The organism is Streptomyces spirodelae, assembly GCF_017676385.1.
Classification (GTDB): Bacteria; Actinomycetota; Actinomycetes; order Streptomycetales; family Streptomycetaceae; genus Streptomyces; species Streptomyces spirodelae.
This window is the reverse complement of record NZ_JAFFZN010000010.1, coordinates 1-16,615: the sequence shown is the minus strand read 5'-3', so window position 1 is coordinate 16,615 and position 16,615 is coordinate 1. Positions and strand designations below refer to the sequence as shown.

Sequence of the window (16,615 nt, the reverse complement as noted above, 5' to 3'; positions counted from 1 at the left end):
GCGCCGTGCGCAAACAAGCAGCCGCTACAGGCGGTCCTTCCGGGAGTCGTACTGCTGGCATTGCCCGGTGAACGTGACGCCGAGTTCGGCATCGAGAATCGAGGCGGCGAGTTCCTTCGCGGGAACTCCCTGCACGCCATCCGGGTCGCGGTAGACCTGGAGTGCCAGCCCGTCCGTGACCGCGGCGAGACGCACGGCCGCCGGCCATGGGTCCAGGTCGGGTTCGACTTCGCCGCACTCCTTGCCGTTGCGCACGGCCTGAGCGATGTCCGCGCGCAGCGCCCTGGCGGTCTCGATGTCGACCTCAGCGAGCGCAGGGACATCCAGGGCGCGCCCGGCGAAGGCACGCATCACGCGGAACTCGGTGCGCCGGGTCGCGTCGAGCGGAAGCAGTTCGGCCATCCCCGCTGCGAGCACCTTGGCGATGGGTCGGCGGTGCTCGATGCCCGCCTGGATGCGTTTGTCGATCCGGTGCCGGACATGGGTGCTGACGTGGTGGAAGGCGTGCAACAGCATCTCGTCCTTGGTGCGGAAGTAGTGCTGTACCAGGCCCACTGAGATGCCCGCCGTCGCAGCCGTGCGGGCGACGGTCACCGCGTCGAAGCCGTTGTTGGAGATGAGTTCGCACACCGCCACGGCGATCTGACGTCTGCGTTCTTCATGGTCCGCTGTCCTCGGCACTTGATAACCGTATCAGGGTACGGTAAAAACCGTATGGCTATACGGTATATCCATACGGTTATCGCGAGGAGCGCGCGTGCCCATGCCCACCCCCTTCCCCAGACCCCCCTTCCACCTCAGACCCACCCCTCCACCGCCCTCCGGCCCCAAGCCGCTACACCTGCGCACCACCGCCGTCGGCGTCACCCTGTTGCTACTCGCATTGCTGACCGCCATCCCACAAACAGCCGCGGCACAACCAGCCCAAGCCGACCGGCCAGCAGCACACGCCACATACGACGAACTCGACAATTTCGTGCGCACCCGCATGACGGCCACCAACACCCCAGGACTCTCCTACGCCGTCGTCGGGCCCGACGGACCGCTCCACCAACGGTCATGGGGCACCGACGGAAACGGCCGACGCGTCACCGCGAAAACCCCGTTCCTGTGGGGCTCGGTCGCCAAACCCGCCACAGCCACCGCCGTCATGACACTCATCCAGTCCGGCCGGCTCCGCCTCGACGACCGGGTCGTCGACCACCTCCCAAGCTTCCGTTTCGGCGGCACAAAACACGCCTCACAGGTCACCGTCCGACATCTGCTGAACCAGACCGCCGGACTCCCGGAGGCGAAAACCTCCAAGATCACCGACTGCTTCGGCACCCATTGCCCCGACCCAGCGCGACGCATAGCCGACCTCAAGGGCATCAAGCCACTCGGCCCACCCGGCGCGCGCTACCAGTACGCCAGCGCCAACTACCTCGTCCTGACCGCACTCGTCGAAGCCGTCACCGAACGCCCCTACGCCCAATACCTACGGCGCGCCGTACTCCAACCGGCCGGGATGAAGGACGCGGTCACCGACGCCGCCTCGGCCCGCGAGCGCGCACTGCCTCCCGGACACCAGCTCCTGTGGGGTATCCCCGCCGCGATCGCGGACGGTATCGACGACGACGGCGCCGGGTACGGCTATCTCGGCGGCGACCTGCACGACCTGGCGGCCTTCGCCTCGTTCCAACTCAGAGCCGGCAAGACCACCGACGGCAAGGCCGTCCTGACCCCCGAGTCCGTACGCCTCATGCGCGAAGAGGGCACACTGAGGCCGAGCGGAAACCGCACGGGATACGGCCTCGGCTGGCGCATCGGCGGACTGGACGCGCCCCTCGGCAAAGCGATCTGGCACACGGGCGCCACACCCGGCTACTCGGCGATGCTGTTCCTCCTGCCCGAACAGAACACCGCCCTCGTCGTCCAACAGAACCTGCACGGAATCCTCCACGATCCGGCGGTCATGGAGGTCGGCTTCGGAGCCGCCAGAATCCTCGCCGGCAGTGAACCAGCCGAAGCCGCCACGGCGCTTCCCTACCACACTGCAGTGTGGACCACCACAGGCTCGGCCCTGCTGCTGCTCGCGGCCACGATCCGCTCCCTCGCCCTGCTGCGGCGACAGCGTGTGTACTCATCCCGGACACGCCTCGCCGTCATGACCACGGCCTGGTGTGCGGCCGGCGCGTTGCCGGGCATCGCACTGTTCGCCCTGGCCCGCTCGATGAGCGCGCGCCAACTCCTGAACTGGGTGCCCGACTCCTTCCTCGCCCTGTGCGCCGCAGCCACTGCCGGCGCCCTGACCGTCTTCGTGCGGCTCACTCTCGCACTACGGGACATCGTGCGGGGACGAGCGGAACGGGGCCCGGACGCGATCGCTGAATGACAGCCAGGCACTAACTGGAAGCACGTCAACCGGCGGCCACCGCAAGAAGTAACACAGCTCAATACCCAGCAGGATAAATACGCTCGATGCGGCACGCCCTGACAGGTGATTACCAACCCCCCGGGAACGTTTTCGGGTCTGCTGCACGATCGGGTGACGTCTGAACTGGCTTGCCCTGTGGGGCGGGTGGGAAGGATGTCGCTGTGCCCAAGCCCTGTCCGAAGGAGTTCCGCGAGGATGTCGTATGGGTCGCGCGGGACCGCGGCCCGGGTGTGACGGTTGAGCAAGTGGCTGCCGACTTCGGGGTCCACGCGATGACGCTATGGAAGTGGATGCGCCGGGCGGACATCGATGAGGGGGCCAAGCCCGGAACGACCAGCCAGGAGAGTGCGGAACTGCGGGATGCACGCCGGCGGATCAAGCTGCTGGAGCAGGAGAACGAGGTCCTGCGCCGGGCCGCCGCCTATCTCTCGCAGGCCCACCTTCCGGGAAAAGGATCTACCCGCTCGTGAAGGAGCTGGCCGCGGAGGGAGTGCCCGTCGCGTTCGCGTGCCGGGTCCTCAAGCTCGCCCGCCAGCCCTACTACCGCTGGCTGGGCCGCCCGGTCACCGAGGCGGCGGTCGAAGAAGCACACCGCGCGAACGCGCTCTTCGACGCGCATGCCGAGGACCCGGAGTTCGGCTACCGCTTCCTGGCCGACGAGGCCCGTAGCGCGGGGGCACCCATGGCGGAGCGGACCGCGTGGCGGATCTGCCGGGACAACGGCTGGTGGAGCGTGTTCGGCAAGAAGCGCGCCAAGGGCGGAAAGGCCGGCCCGCCGGTCCACGACGACCTTGTGCGGCGCAACTTCACCACCGCCGGACCGAACCGGCTGTGGCTGGCCGACATCACCGAACACCGCACGGCGGAGGGGAAGCTGTATCTGTGTGCGATCAAGGACGCCTTCAGCAGGAGGATCGTCGGCTACTCCGTCGATGACCGCATGAAGTCCCACCTCGCAGTCACCGCGCTGGACAACGCCGTGGGCCGGCGCGGGGACGTGGCCGGCTGCGTGCTGCACACCGACCGCGGCTCGCAGTTCCGCTCACGGAAGTTCCGCCGTGCCCTGGAGGCGCACCGGATGACCGGATCGATAGGCAGAGTCGGCGCGGCCGGGGACAACGCCGCCATGGAGTCCTTCTTCAGCCTCCTGCAGAAGAACGTCCTCGACCGCCGGGCCTGGGCCAGCCGGCAGGAACTGCGGACCGCGATCGTCACCTGGATCGAACGCACCTATCACCGGCGCCGTCGACAAACCGCACTCGGCCGCCTCACTCCCGTCGAGTACGAAACCGTCATGAACACCACACCGGCCGGCTCAGGCCGCGTAACCGAACCTGTCACCCAACACTGCAGCAGGCCCGTGTTCGGGGGCTTGGTAGCAGGATGAGACGAGTGTGACGTCGATCTGTGGCTTGTGGTTGCCTGAGCGTGTCTTCAGTGCCTCAATCGCCACGTGGTGCCGCGAGGTGGTGTGTACTGCCTTGATCTCCCTGCTGCATCCCGACCAGTAGCTCCACCGAACCAGCACCAGATCATCCGCCCGACACGTCGGCCCGCTCAACGCCCAATAGGGCGAACGTGGTCCGATGCGGTACTTAGACGCCCTGGCCAGCCATGTCCGTTCCTTCACCCAGGTGCTCACTCAGCTCCAGGGTGACCGACTCATCGCATGGATGGCGGCGGTTCACGCCGACGACTTGCCCGGCATGCACACCTTCATCAACGGCCTCGAACGTGATCTCGACGCCGTCATCACGGGCCTCACCCTGCCCTGGAACGCGGGGATCGTCGAAGGCCATGTCAACCGAATCAAAATGATCAAGCGTCAGATGTACGGGCGAGCTGGTTTCGCGCTCCTCCGGGAACGCGTGCTTCTGGCGTGATGCGAGCACAGAGCGTGATCAAACTGATCCAGAACCCGGCGCAACCTGCGGAACGTGCCGCCACGCTCAGTGGGGACGCGTCCGCCAGGCCCGGGCGAAGAGTTCGGGAAGGGGCCCGGCGACGGGCCGGGAGTAGACCTTGCGCCCGATGACCCGGACCCCGAGCAGCCCGGCCTTCCAGGTCTCCATCGGAGGGTAGAACTTGTCCCCGCCCGCCCAGTCGCCGGGGAGGAACACCCCCCGCCCGGCCCGGGCCCTGCGGTCGGCGACCACCAGACCGGCCTCGACGAGTCCGGCCGCAACAGCCTTGTGGTGCCCGGGAGTCCACTGGTTGAAGCGGCGGATACGTCGGTCGGTGGGCACGGGCAGGGCCAGCAGCTGCAGATACAACGTGGCGGCGTCCGTATCCAGACCGGTGGCGGCGATCGCCTCCTCGAGCACATTTGGTGCGGACAGCCGCGGATCGGTCTCGTAGCCGCCCGGCGGCAGCGACCCCTCAGTGATGCGCTGCACGATCCGATCGAACTCGGGACCGCGCAGTCGGCGGACCAGCGCCAGATTCGAGTCCTCCTCGTCGACCACGGCCTCCAAGCGCCGCGAGCGCTCGTCGGCCCCGTAGCGGCCGGGCCGGAAGTACACACCGGGGGCCTCGCGCTCACCGCGCCGGTCGAACCCTGCCTCGGACACGACGACCAGGCCGTCGTCGAGTGTGGGATGGTCAAGCGGCTCTGCGGCGTCCAAGTAGGGCAGGGCGCCGGGGAAGTCCGGCAGCAGTTCCGCCACGGTGCGGCCGCGCAGGCTGCGGCCGCGGGCGGAGAGCAGCAACCCCGGGTGAGCCAGGCGTTCCCGCAGTAGCCGTACGGTCGCGGGGACACCTTGGCGTACGGGATCTCCTTCGGGAAGCTCCGCGTACACCCAGTCGACGGCGTCGCAGACCACGGTGAGCAGCTCCCTGAAAAGGAAACCCTCGTCGCCCTCCCAGCCGCCGCCGCTGATGCTGTTCACCCGCAGCCGGGTGTCCGGGTCGCGGGTCAGCCGCGGCTCGCGCGCGGGATCGGCGAACACGGCGCACACGGCTGCTGGGGCCATCCGCACATCGATGTGCTCGGAGGCGACGGCGAGCGTCGCCTCCGGCACGGCGGGGCGTATGCCCTGTTGCCTGCGCCAGGCTTCGGCGACCCGCTCGGCGAGTGCCAGCTGCCCGCCCTCCTGCCACAGCTGCCCGGGGTCCGCGGGCAGCACGTCGGCCAGGAGATCGAGGCGCTCGGCCACCCGCAGGCTCCCCAACTCCTGCTCACCGGCCTCGGCTTCGGACTGCTTGAGCCCCATCACCTTGCGCGCCTCGGCATTGAGGCCCCGGGACCCGTACTTCACATCGGGCATTCCGGCGAGCAGCAGCGCGGCACCGGCCCGGCTCAGTCCGGTCCGCTCGGCGAGCACCGTGGCCGCCGCGCGGTCCCAGGGCGCGGGCCCCTTCTCTCGTACGAGGTGCACGAGGCGCCGCAGCCGGTCAGGTGTGTCCCAACCGGCTGCAGGCACCGGCTCGGTGGCCGTGATCCGACCGGGTGCTGGCGGCTGCACGGAGCCGGTGCGCAACTCGACGAAACGCTGCCCGTCCCGGCCGGCGCCGATCCCGTGCAGAGCGACCACCGCACCGTCGTGGGTCCGCGCGGCATGCGTGTCCTTGTCGGCGAGTTCGAGGACGCCCGTACACATCCGGGCGCGAACCTCCGGGTCAGCAAAGGGAGTTTCTGCCCATACGTCCAGCATCGCCAGCTGGACCGCGCGCAGATGGTCCTGCACGTGGAAGGAGCTCGCCCGCAGGGCCACGGCGCCGCACCGGCCGATGAACCGGTACCAGTTCCAACCCCGGTATCGCGCGGGCGCCTCCTCGCCACTCCCAGTCAAGTAGCCGCCGACCTCGGTGAACGAGGCGAGCGTGCCGGGCATCCAGTGTCCGGCACCTTCGATGAAACCGCTGAGGGCCTGGGTGATCCACTTCTCGTCGAAGGGCTGTGCGGGGCGTATCGGGGTGTGGGGCATGCGGCCATCCTGCCGGATCACGTGCCCGCCTTTCGCCGGTACCCGGCGACCGTGTGGCCCGCGAACTGCGCGCGGGTTGGGCCGCCCATGAGCAAGGTGCGGAAGGAAAGGAGCTGGGTGCGGCTCTTCTGGAGGGACGAGCCGAACGGTCAAACACTACGCGGACGCCGCCAAGCCGGAAGACCTCTTCACCGGTCAGCGGCGGGCCCGAGCAGCGGTCCTCGACGAGCTCAAGACCTCCCTCGATGACCGCTGGAATGAGGGTGGCACGAATGCCTGGAAACTGTGGGAAGAGATCGTCCCGCTCGGCTATCAGGGCAGCTACCAGCGCGTTCGCGCCCTACCTCCGCCAGAAGCGCACCTCGCCGCGGCCCGTGATGGCGCGGCCGCCCTCGCCCCGGGTCGTCGCCAGATGGATCCTTCGCCACGGGCACCACTCCACAATCGAACGCCTATACCCAGCTGTAGGCCGCCGCCGCGCCTCTGACCCCTGCGGATGATGCTTTACTCCACCCCGCCGTCGCCGGTCCGAACCGCCCCCGCTTGCGTGGGGACCAACTGCCGGTGCCACCGTCTCAAGGGAGATCACCGCGACACCCCCCGCTCTCGCGGGGACTACTCGACGTTGCAGTACAGGCCCACGTTGTGGGTCGGAACACCCCCGCTCGCGCGGGGACCACGCCACCTGTTGTCCGCAGGTGGCGGCTCTTGTCGGAAGACCCCCGCTCGCGCGGGGACCACACCAGGGCGTTGAGCCCCTGCGTGCGGTACTGCGGAAGACCCCCGCTCGCGCGGGGACCACACCAGGGCGTTGAGCCCCTGCGTGCGGTACTGCGGAAGACCCCCGCTCGCGCGGGGACCACACTCCCTGGCCTGCTCCGTTAGCGCGGCTTTGCCAGTTCTTTACTGCTGGGGCTTCTGGTCATTGGTACATGGTGGCAGAGCGGTACCGCGGTGTGGTTGTCCTTGAAGCGTGTTGCAGATGGCTGGGGGGCGGGCATTTTCCCTGTATGCGGGGGTGTTGAGGGCTGAGCCGTTGTGGGTGGAGACGTTCACGGGTCTGCGGATGCGGCAGTTCGAGCGGCTGCTGAAGGTCGTGCGAGAACGAGGCGGGAACGGTCCTGGGGGTGGCCGTCCTTGGCGTCTGCCGCTGGCCGACCGGGTGCTGCTGGTGGCCGTGTACTACCGCACGAACCTCACCATGCGGCAGCTCGCGCCGCTCTTCGGGGTCTCGCCGGCGACGGTGTGCCGGGTGATCCAGCGGCTGCGGCCGCTGCCGGCGATCGAGCCTGTCTCTCGTCCGGCCGACGTGGTCGACCGGTTGTGGATCGTGGACGGCACCTCCTCCCGGTCCGCGACCGGAAGGTCGCAGCGTCCTCGCGCAACTACCGGTTCTCGGCGAACGTGCAGGTCATCATCGACGCCGGCACCAAGTTGGTCATCGCTGCGGCCCGGCCGGTGCCCGGCAATACCGCGGACGCGAAAGCGTGGCGGGACTCCGGCTTGGCCGACCGGTGCGAAGGCGTGACCGTCCTCGGCGACGGCGCCTACCTCAACACCGGCCTGATCGTCCCGCACCGCAAACGCCCCGGACGGGCCCTGCTGCCCGGCGAGGAGGAGGACAACGCCGAACACCGACGGGTCAGAGCTCGCGTCGAGCACGCCTTCGCCCGCATGAAGCACTACAAGATCCTCCGCGACTGCCGCCAGCGCGGCAACGGCCTCCATCATGCGGTCCAGGCGGTCGCCCACATGCACAACCTCGCCCTCGCCGCATGACCAGACCGGGTCACAAACCCGGCTTGACCTGCCCGAACACGACCTTCTGCAACACGCTTTAGTCTTGCGACACTGCTCTGACTCCGGCCAGGTCTCTCCGAGCCGCCCGTTCTGCCAGCTGGTCAGCGTTGCCGCGCTTCCGACTGCATTATCGATCAGCCATGAGAGCGCGCCCGTTGACGCCGGTTTGCGCTGCAGCCGTCCTCAGCTCCCGTCGGGCTTGCTGGCCGCGCGCTGGATTACCTGCTCAGGAAGGCTCGATTCCAGATGGGTGATGGTGAAGGGCCTGGGGTCGCGATTCTCCCAGTTGGCGGACGCGCGCGAGGGCGTGGTCATCGGTGTGCGCAGACGAGATCATGCGCGGCGTCGCTGAAGGCGTGGACGCGCGAGGTGGCGCTGTCGGCGCGCCAGAGCAGGCCCCACCGCAGGGGTGGCGCGTCGCGGAGGTGGACGTAGGCGATGTCCGGGCGGGCGTAGTAGCGCTTGACGTTGGCGCCGACCGGGAAGACGCCGTGGCCGGCGCCGACGAGGGTGAGCACTTCCTGGAACGTGGCAGCGGACCGGCCGGTGCGGATCGGGTGTCCGGCCGGGGTGGTCGCGGGGGTGCGGTCGGCGCGCAGGGATTCGGGCAGGGTGTCCGGTAGCCGCAGCATGGTGACCGTGGCCAGGTCCTCGACGGAGACGGAGTCGCGGTCGGCGAAGGGGTGGCCGATGGGGACGGCGAGGAAGCGGTCCTCGGACACCAGCACGGGGCCGCTGTCGATGTTCGGCTCGTGCACAGGGAAGGTCGCCAGCGCGATGTCGACCTCGCCGTCGTGCAGCCAGGGCATCAGTTCCGCCATCTGGGCTTCGCGGATCCGGACATCGCAGTCCGGGTGGCGCTCCCGGAACAGTTCGGTGGCGCCGACGAGCAACTGGCCGGCGGCCGCGCCGGTGAAGCAGACCTGCAGTGTCCCGGTGAACCCGCGGCCGGTCTCGATCGCCCGGGCCAATGCGGCGGTCATCGACGTCCACACCGGCCGGAGGTCGTCGTAGAACTGACGTCCTACCGGGGACAGCTCCACCCGGCGGCTGGTCCGGGTGAACAGCGGGACCCCGACCCGCCGTTCCAGCTTGCGGATTGTCTGGCTGATCCGGGCGGTGGACACGCGCAGCCGCTCCGCCGTGCGGCCGAAGTGCAGTTCCTCGGCCAGGGTCAGGAACGCCTCCAGTTCGTGTCGCTCCAGCATACCCATCCCCACTTCGTTAACCGTGGCTTCACGATCGTGGCACACATCGGCGTTGTTCCGCAGCTCCGCCCACCGGAGATTGGAGATATCGAAACCGGACCACAAAGGAGCAGGAATGTACGTCACCGATGACCACGCGCTGGCCGCCGACAGCGGCACGGCAGTCGTGCGGGAACTGCGGGATCGTGCCGAGATCGTCGACGCGCTCCACCGCTTCGCCCTCGGCCAGGACCTGAAGGACAGGGCGCTGTTCGCCTCGGCTTTCACCGCGGACGCCGAGCTCGACTTCCGGCCGGCCGCCGCGAAGTGGGGCGCGCGGCCGCCGCTGATGGCGGGCCGGGACACGATCGTGACCACCATCCTGGGCCTGTTCACGGGCCGGGTGGACACCACCCACCAGGTCACCAACACACGTGTCGTCATCGAGAACGACACCGCGCGGCTGACCGCGCTCGTCGAGGCCCAGCACCTGCTGACCGCCGATCACGGGGTGTTCGCGCTGTTGAAGAACCCCTATGACGTCCAACTGACCCGGGACGGCACGCGCTGGCTGATCCACCGCATGCGGATCGACAACACCTGGTTCACCGGCGACCCGAACGCGATCTTCACCGCCTGACCCGCTCCGGAACCTCACAAAGGAAGAACACGTGAAAGCCGTCAGAATCCATCAGCCGGGTGGCCCGGAAGGACTCGTCTACGAGGAGGCGCCCGAACCGTACGCGGGCGTGGGAGATGTGCTCGTACGGGTGCACGCGGCCTCCTTCACCCCCGGAGAGCTGGACTGGCCGGTGACCTGGGTGGACCGTGGTGGCCGGGACCGGACACCGGTCGTTCCGGCACACGAGGTGTCGGGCGTGGTCACGGCCGTCGGGTACGGCACTACCGGACTGCGGGTCGGCGACCGCGTGTACGGGCTGACCGACCGGCACCGCGACGGGGCGGCGGCCGAGTACCTCTCCGCCGAGGCACGCGATCTGGCGGTTCTGCCGGACACGGTGACCCACGTCGCGGCGGCGGCGTTGGCGATGCCGGGGTTGACCGCGTGGCAGGCGTTGTTCAGCCATGGGCAGTTGGCCGCCGGGCGGTCCGTCGTCGTCCACGGCGCGGGTGGCGGCGTCGGCAGCGTGGCCGTCCAGCTCGCGAGGGACACCGGAGCGCACGTGATCGGCACCGACCGTAGCTCTCAACGGGAGGTGGCGATCGAGGCGGGCGTGCATGAGTTCGTCGACCTCGACCGGCACTGGTTCGACGGCCGGGCCGACCTGGTCTTTGACACGGTCGGTGGTGACGTGCTCGCCCGCTCGGCCGCCGTCGTGCGGCCCGGGGGGACGCTCGTGTCGATCTCCGCGCCACCCCCGGCGGTGTCCGGCGGACGGGCGGTGTACTTCATCGTCGAGCCCGACCGCGCGCAGCTGACCGAACTCGCCGACCGCGTCCGCACCGGGCGGCTCCGCCCGATGGTCGAGGCCACATACGCGCTGCCGGACGCCAGGCAGGCGTTTCTCGCCAAACACAACGGTGTGCCGGGGAAGATCGTGCTCAAGGCGGTCGACGATGACTGACGAGCTGACCGACGCGCCAGCCCGGTTCCGGCGGCCGGTCGCGACGTTGGCGCTGCTGGCGTTCGCGCAGCTGATCATCGCCCTCGACTACAACATCGTGTACGTCGCACTGCCGGAGATCAGCGACGCCCTCGGCTTCTCGGCGCACACCCTGCAGTGGGTGGTCAGCGCCTACGCGGTCGCCTTCGGTGGGTTCCTGCTTCTGGGCGGCCGGGCCTGCGACGTGGCCGGACCGCGCCGGATGTTCGTGCTGGGGCTGGTGCTCTACGCGGTGTCCTCGCTGGCTGGCGGGTTGGCGACCGGACCGGGAATGTTGATCGCCGCGCGGGCGGTGCAAGGGCTGGGTGGCGCGTTGCTGTTCCCTGCCACGTTGACCTTGATCAGCACCGGGTTCGCCGCTGGACGGGAACGCAACCGCGCGTTCGCCGTCTGGGGCACCGCCGGCGGCAGCGGCATGATCCTGGGCTCACTGCTGGGCGGAGTGCTCACCGACGCGTTCGGCTGGACCGCCGTGCTCTTGGTGAACGTGCCGTTGGCGGTGCTCGCCGCGCTCGGCGCGCTGCCGCTCATTCCCCGCGGGAACCGGCGTGCGGGCGGGCGGTTCGACCTGCCCGGCGCGTTGTCGGCCACCGGCGGCATCACACTTGTGGTGTTCGCACTGGTCCAAGGCCCCGAGTCGGGGTGGTCCGCCCCGGCGGTGCTCGCTCCGGCCGCCACCGGCCTGATACTGCTGAGCGCGTTCGTCGTGATCGAACGGCGCAGCGCCGAGCCGTTGCTGCCGATGCGGTTGCTGCGCGACCGCGACCTGCGTACCGGCACCGCCATCACGTTTCTCTACATGGGCACATTCGGTGCGCTGCTGTATTTCCTCACCCTCTACTTCCAGGATGTGCACGGCTACAGCGCCCTGGCAACCGGACTGGCGTTCCTGGTTCCGATGGCGGCCATCGCCGCCGGATCGCAGATCGCCGGCTGGTTCGCCACCCGTCACGGCATGCGCACCGCCGTTGTGGCAAGCCTGCTCGTCGGCGCAACCGGCACGATCACGGTGGGTCTGTGCCTGAGCACCACGGCCGGCTACCTCACCCTGGTGCCCGGCCTACTGGTGCTCGGCCTGGGCCAAGGAGCCGGATACACGGTGATGTTCGGCGCCGCCACCGCCGGCATCGGCACCCGGGACCAGGGCATCGCATCGGGCATGGCCTCCACCACCCAGCAGATCGGCGGTGCCGTGGGCCTGGCCGTGCTCGTCGCCGTCGCCGGCCTGGGCGAAACCGCCGCCACCGTCGAGGGCCTGCGCGCCGCACTGTTCGCCGCAGCAGCCGGCATCCTGGCCGCCGCTGTCACCGCTCTCGGCTTCACCCCGTCCCTCCGGCAGGCCGATCCGGCGAACTCAGCCGCACGAGTCGACCCGTGAACGCCAGACGCGACATCGCCGCCCTGCTGACCAACGCGAACGATCCCGCAGGCTTTCGTCTCGGACCTGGGCGTTCTCGACCTGCTGGCGGCACCGGTATGGCGAACTCCTCGGCGACAAGGACGGAACCATCGATGACACGAGCTCGCAGGCAGACCGGCCCGATCTCGCCCATCCCCAAAGGACAGAACTCATGACGAACCTTCGCTCCGCCATCCGAGGCCGTGTCCTGCTGCCCGGCGACGACGACTTCGCCCCGGCCACGAAGCCCTGGAATCTCGCCGTCGACCAGCCGGTGGCCGCCGTCGTCGAGGCCGCTGACGCCGACGACGTGGCCGCGCTGGTCCGCTACGCTCGCGACCAGTGTTTGACGATCGCGACGCAACCCAACGGCCACGGTGCCACCGGTGACGTCGACGGAGTGATCCTGCTTCGCACCGGGCAGCTGAACGAAGTGCGCGTCGACCCGGCCGCCCGCACCGCCCGCGTCGGCGCCGGCGTCAGCTGGGGCCGGATCCAGGCCGTTGCCGACCCGCACGGTCTCACCGGTCTCCCGGGCAGTTCCCCAGTGGTCAGCGTGGCCGGCTACACCCTCGGCGGCGGGCTGAGCTGGTTCGGCCGCAAGCACGGCTGGGCCGCCGACAGTGTCACCGCCTTCGACATCGTCGACCCCGGCGGACACCGCGCGCGGGTGACCGACGAGTCCGACCCCGAGCTGTTCTGGGCCTTGCGCGGCGGCGGTGGCGACTTCGCGATCGTCACCGCCCTCGAATTCACCCTGCACCCCGCTCCCGAACTGTACGGCGGCCGCATGCTCTGGCCCGCCGACCACGCCCCCGACGTACTCGCCACATTCCGCGACATCACCTCCACCGCGCCGGACGAGCTCACCGTCTGGGTCGACCTGCTGCACTTCCCCGGCTCCGCTCCGCTGGTTGCGGTCGACGCCACCTACCTCGGCCACCCGGCCGAGGGACGAGCACTGCTGCGTCCGCTGGGGGACCTCGGAACACCGACCTCCGACAGCCGCGCCACCATCCCGATCGCCGAACTGGGCGCCATCACCGCCGAGCCCACCGATCCCGGCCCAGGACTCGCCAGAGGGGAGCTTCTCACCGAGCTCACCGACGTCACCGCCAAAGCCTTGCTGGCCGAACCGATCGAGCCGCTGCTCACGGTGCAGCTGCGGCACCTCGGCGGCGCCCTGGCCGGACCGTCCGACAGCCCGCAGGGGCCACTGACCGAGCCCTTCGCCCTCTATCTGTTCGGCGTGCCCGCCACACCGGACACCGCGACCGCTATCCGGGCCCGGCAGGACGAGCTGCGCACAGCCCTCGCCCCGCAACTGAGCGGCCGCAAGCCCTTGACCTACCTCGCGCCCGGCGAGGACGCCTCAGCCGCGTTCACACCGGACGCTCTCGCCCGGCTGCGAACGATCAAGCGAGAACGCGACCCGCACGGCGTGTTCCGTAGTAACTTCCCCGTCCTGGCGGACCCGGCCTCCTGATCGCCGCGAAACGATGGAGTGAAGCGAACACGGCTGGCCGGCGGCCAGGCGCCTGCGGCGCTGGTCGCCGCCAGCCGGGTCCTCCTCGGCGTGCACTCGGTCACCGACGTCCCTGCCGCCGCGGCACCCGGCGCTGCCTGGGCCCCGACCGTTTCGAAGTACGCGAGACCGAGCTGCGCCGCGCGCAGGCCGAGGAGCGGTGCACGCGCTGGAGCGGCAGCTGCGCAGCCTGGAGGAGAGCGCCGAAGCCGAAGAAGAAGGCGGGGGAGAGGTACTTCCCCAGGCCGTCCCCGGACCGGGGGCGCGGGGCCAGGCGGATGCCGCGGGTGCTGCTCGTGGACGACAACCTCAACAACCGCATGGCCATGAAGGCGGTCCTCGACCCCTCGACCAGGAAATCGTTGCGGTCTCCTCCGGCCGCGAAGCACTCAAGGAACTTCTGGACCACGACGACTTCGCCGTCATCCTGCTGGATGTGCAGATGCCGGGCGTGGACGGCTACGAGACCGCTGCCCACATCAAACGCCGCCCCCGCCACCCGCGAAATCCCCATCATCTTTCTCACCGCCATGGGGGCCCGACAACTCCGCCTGCGGCTACGCCGCCGGCGCCGTCGACTACCTAGCCAAACCTTTCGACTCCTGGGTCCTACGCGCCAAAGTCGCCGTCTTCACCGGCATCCACCTCGAACGAAACCAACGCAGCAACCACTGACAACCCTGAGACACTCCACTCACACACGCCCGCCCGGTGCCGTTCGGTCAGTCGCGCTCCCAGCGTCGTTGCCACTCCATCTGGCGCGCGATGGCGTTGGCGATGGCCGGGGTGCGCCGGTAGTGGCACACCAGGCATTCACCGAAGCCGACCCCCATGCCCAGTTCGTCGCCATCGTCGGAGCTGAACGCCTCGTAGCCACACACCGGGCACTCCTGGATCTCCAGCGCGTACGGATCGCCCGGGGACGGACCGTCGTGGAGTTCGTCCGCGGCCGCCGCCCGACGGTCGGCCTCCTCCTCGCCTATGCGCTCCAGGGTCCGGACGGCCTGTTCCCTCTCCCTCTCGTCCTGCTTTTGCGCGCTGTCCTCGTATCGGTACTCCTGCTCCATGACCAGGGCCCTCAGGCTGGGGTGGGAGTCCAGCGCGAGCAGGGCCTCCACATGCCGCCGCTCCAGCAGCCGTGGCTCCTCCTCCGCCTCGTCCCCGTCTTCGCGGGCGTGGCGGACCGGTTGGGTGACGTCGAGGGCGTCCTGGAGCGTGCCGACGTCGACCCGCGTTTCGAGGGGCCCAGCGGCCGGCCACGGCTCGGAGAAGAGGTCGTCCCAAGGCGTCTCCGCAGCAGGTGCTTCCTCCACACCACGGTTTCCCTCGTCGGCGTGGGGGTCGCTGAGGAGGAACACATCATGGCCATCGGGTGCAATTCGGACACCGCTCCCCGCCTCTTCGGCCTTATCCCTGATCAGCTTCAGGAGGGCTGACGCCGGCTTGGTCTGGGACGTGGGGCCTTTGGACTTCCTTACTTCCTTGGGCCACTCGGCGGCGACGATCGCGACCAAAGCGTTCGTCAGGGCCGCGTCGAAGGTCCCCTCGGCGGCGTCTGTGTGGTCCTCGTCCAGCTTGACTGCGCACACCGCGTAGGTGCGTGCTCTTCTGTCACTCATGACCACATCATCAGGCAGAAGTCACCTTATGTAACCGGTGTGAATTGGGGATGCGGTGGAAGCGGGTTGGGTGTCAGCAGGAGTGAGGGCCTGGTGGCCTGTTGTGGGCCGGGTGGATGACGTGCCGTTCGTGTAGGCGGGGTCGGCCGTCCCCGGTGACCGCACCAATGTCAGTGGGGCCTGCGCACCAGTGTCAGAGGGGGCTGGGCGGTGGTGTCAGTTCCGGGTGGGAGTGAGCCGCGTCGGCGGGTCTACGGCAGCGATCACGACGACCCGCACCCCTACGCCCACCCCGGCCGCTACCGCGAACTGGTCGGCGGCCCACTCGACGGGCTGCTGCTCGATGTCACCGCATGCAGCGACGAGGAGTTGGCCGACGGAGCGGCCCTGATCACCGAGATCGGCCGGTTCGGTCCCGGGGGCCGGACGCTCTACGGACCTCGCTCTTCTGATCCTCGGCTGTGGGACTGGGAAGGCGACTGCCCCTGACGCCAGGTGAAGCGCCGGGCTTCCTGAGGCCCCACCTGCGTTCGAACTGTGGTCTGCCCGGCATGACCCCGAAACTCCGTGCCACCTGGCCGAGGCCGAAGCATTGCGGAACAGCCGACGTCATTGCCCTTCCTGAAGAGCGGTGCGCGCCCGGGAGTCTCGCCGCGGACGCGCATGGCTTGCGGCGGGTCAGCGATTCTGCAGCCACCAGACAAGGCCGGTGATGAAGTGGCTGCCGAGGGAGGTCGCGGCTCCGGCGAGCAGGCTGAGCGCCACCGTGCGGCGCATCCCCTGCCAGCGCCGGGGTGACTCGTCGTTGTCGCTGGAGCTAGGCTCCTTGTCGGTACTGATGTCGTTCCTCCTGGCGGTCTTGCCGCAGAGGTGGGCATCGGGCTACGCGAGGCGGCCTCCCGGTGGTGCGGGAGGCCGCCGCTTACCATCTGCCCCCTTCGCGTGGCGGTATCGGACTACGCGGGCGCCACAACAGACCCCGTGGTGTGGGCCGCCACCCCCGGTGCGAAAATCCCTAAAATCCATCGGAGAGCGGCAGTTGCTGCGGCGGTGCAAGCGTACCGACGCCCCCGACACATCGTGAGGGTGCGGCCCGGCCTGGACGACGCCTGAACGGG

10 protein-coding genes and 4 pseudogenes are annotated in these 16,615 nt (G+C 69.3%); 10 read left to right on the top strand and 4 right to left on the bottom strand.

Annotation, left to right across the window (positions count from 1 at the left end; genetic code table 11):
- Window positions 1-24: 24 nt before the first annotated feature.
- Window positions 25-681, bottom strand: a complete 657-nt coding sequence (locus JW592_RS33340; protein ID WP_209265177.1) for a TetR/AcrR family transcriptional regulator — start codon at window positions 679-681, stop codon at window positions 25-27.
- Window positions 682-763: 82 nt separating this feature from the next.
- Between JW592_RS33340 and JW592_RS12880 the strand changes: the two genes are divergently transcribed.
- The 3 genes and pseudogenes from JW592_RS12880 to JW592_RS33190 form a co-directional block, all read left to right on the top strand.
- A complete protein-coding gene (locus JW592_RS12880) occupies window positions 764-2,374 on the top strand; it encodes a serine hydrolase domain-containing protein (RefSeq protein ID WP_209265176.1) in 1,611 nt (536 codons plus the stop codon).
- A 203-nt stretch (window positions 2,375-2,577) separates the two neighbouring features.
- A pseudogene (locus tag JW592_RS12875) lies at window positions 2,578-3,734 on the top strand (IS3 family transposase); the annotation flags it as partial.
- Between the two features lie 277 nt (window positions 3,735-4,011).
- Window positions 4,012-4,299: pseudogene (locus JW592_RS33190) on the top strand (transposase); the annotation flags it as partial.
- Between the two features lie 66 nt (window positions 4,300-4,365).
- Here JW592_RS33190 and JW592_RS12865 read toward each other — a convergent pair.
- Window positions 4,366-6,342 carry a hypothetical protein gene (locus JW592_RS12865; protein WP_209265175.1) on the bottom strand — a complete coding sequence of 659 codons (1,977 nt, stop codon included), beginning with the start codon at window positions 6,340-6,342 and terminating at the stop codon, window positions 4,366-4,368.
- A gap of 982 nt (window positions 6,343-7,324) precedes the next feature.
- Between JW592_RS12865 and JW592_RS12860 the strand changes: the two are divergent.
- Window positions 7,325-8,121: pseudogene (locus JW592_RS12860) on the top strand (transposase family protein).
- A 332-nt stretch (window positions 8,122-8,453) separates the two neighbouring features.
- On the opposite strand, the gene JW592_RS12855 reads toward JW592_RS12860, so the two are convergent.
- Complete coding sequence (locus tag JW592_RS12855; protein WP_209265174.1) at window positions 8,454-9,350, bottom strand: LysR family transcriptional regulator; 897 nt, start codon at window positions 9,348-9,350, stop codon at window positions 8,454-8,456.
- 115 nt (window positions 9,351-9,465) lie between these two features.
- On the opposite strand from JW592_RS12855, the gene JW592_RS12850 reads away from it, so the two are divergent.
- The 5 genes and pseudogenes from JW592_RS12850 to JW592_RS12830 all read left to right on the top strand — a co-directional run.
- Entirely contained in the window at window positions 9,466-9,969 is a 504-nt protein-coding gene (locus JW592_RS12850) for a nuclear transport factor 2 family protein (protein WP_209265173.1), read from the top strand.
- Window positions 9,970-10,000: 31 nt separating this feature from the next.
- The gene (locus tag JW592_RS12845) at window positions 10,001-10,915 is read left to right on the top strand and encodes an NADP-dependent oxidoreductase (protein ID WP_209265172.1); all 915 of its coding nucleotides are present in this window, start codon (window positions 10,001-10,003) and stop codon (window positions 10,913-10,915) included.
- Window positions 10,908-12,332 carry an MFS transporter gene (locus JW592_RS12840; RefSeq protein WP_209265171.1) on the top strand — a complete coding sequence of 475 codons (1,425 nt, stop codon included), beginning with the start codon at window positions 10,908-10,910 and terminating at the stop codon, window positions 12,330-12,332. The genes JW592_RS12845 and JW592_RS12840 overlap by 8 nt, the downstream gene beginning before the upstream one ends.
- Window positions 12,333-12,525: 193 nt before the next feature.
- Window positions 12,526-13,839 (top strand): FAD-binding oxidoreductase, encoded by a 1,314-nt coding sequence (locus JW592_RS12835; RefSeq protein ID WP_209265170.1) that lies wholly within the window; start codon window positions 12,526-12,528, stop codon window positions 13,837-13,839.
- Between the two features lie 314 nt (window positions 13,840-14,153).
- A pseudogene (locus tag JW592_RS12830) lies at window positions 14,154-14,553 on the top strand (response regulator); the annotation flags it as partial.
- Between the two features lie 47 nt (window positions 14,554-14,600).
- Here JW592_RS12830 and JW592_RS32705 read toward each other — a convergent pair.
- Window positions 14,601-15,497 carry a hypothetical protein gene (locus JW592_RS32705; protein ID WP_229375883.1) on the bottom strand — a complete coding sequence of 299 codons (897 nt, stop codon included), beginning with the start codon at window positions 15,495-15,497 and terminating at the stop codon, window positions 14,601-14,603.
- A gap of 210 nt (window positions 15,498-15,707) precedes the next feature.
- On the opposite strand from JW592_RS32705, the gene JW592_RS12820 reads away from it, so the two are divergent.
- Complete coding sequence (locus JW592_RS12820; RefSeq protein WP_307805393.1) at window positions 15,708-15,986, top strand: hypothetical protein; 279 nt, start codon at window positions 15,708-15,710, stop codon at window positions 15,984-15,986.
- Window positions 15,987-16,615: the final 629 nt, after the last annotated feature.

Excerpts from the sequence above, each read along its gene's own strand:
- JW592_RS12880 (WP_209265176.1), top strand. The coding sequence starts at position 764 with ATGCCCACCCCCTTCCCCAGACCCCCCTTCCACCTCAGACCCACCCCT.
- JW592_RS32705 (WP_229375883.1), bottom strand. The coding sequence starts at position 15,497 with ATGAGTGACAGAAGAGCACGCACCTACGCGGTGTGCGCAGTCAAGCTG.
- JW592_RS12840 (WP_209265171.1), top strand. The coding sequence starts at position 10,908 with ATGACTGACGAGCTGACCGACGCGCCAGCCCGGTTCCGGCGGCCGGTC.
- JW592_RS12865 (WP_209265175.1), bottom strand. The coding sequence starts at position 6,342 with ATGCCCCACACCCCGATACGCCCCGCACAGCCCTTCGACGAGAAGTGG.
- JW592_RS12835 (WP_209265170.1), top strand. The coding sequence starts at position 12,526 with ATGACGAACCTTCGCTCCGCCATCCGAGGCCGTGTCCTGCTGCCCGGC.
- JW592_RS12855 (WP_209265174.1), bottom strand. The coding sequence starts at position 9,350 with ATGCTGGAGCGACACGAACTGGAGGCGTTCCTGACCCTGGCCGAGGAA.
- JW592_RS12850 (WP_209265173.1), top strand. The coding sequence starts at position 9,466 with ATGTACGTCACCGATGACCACGCGCTGGCCGCCGACAGCGGCACGGCA.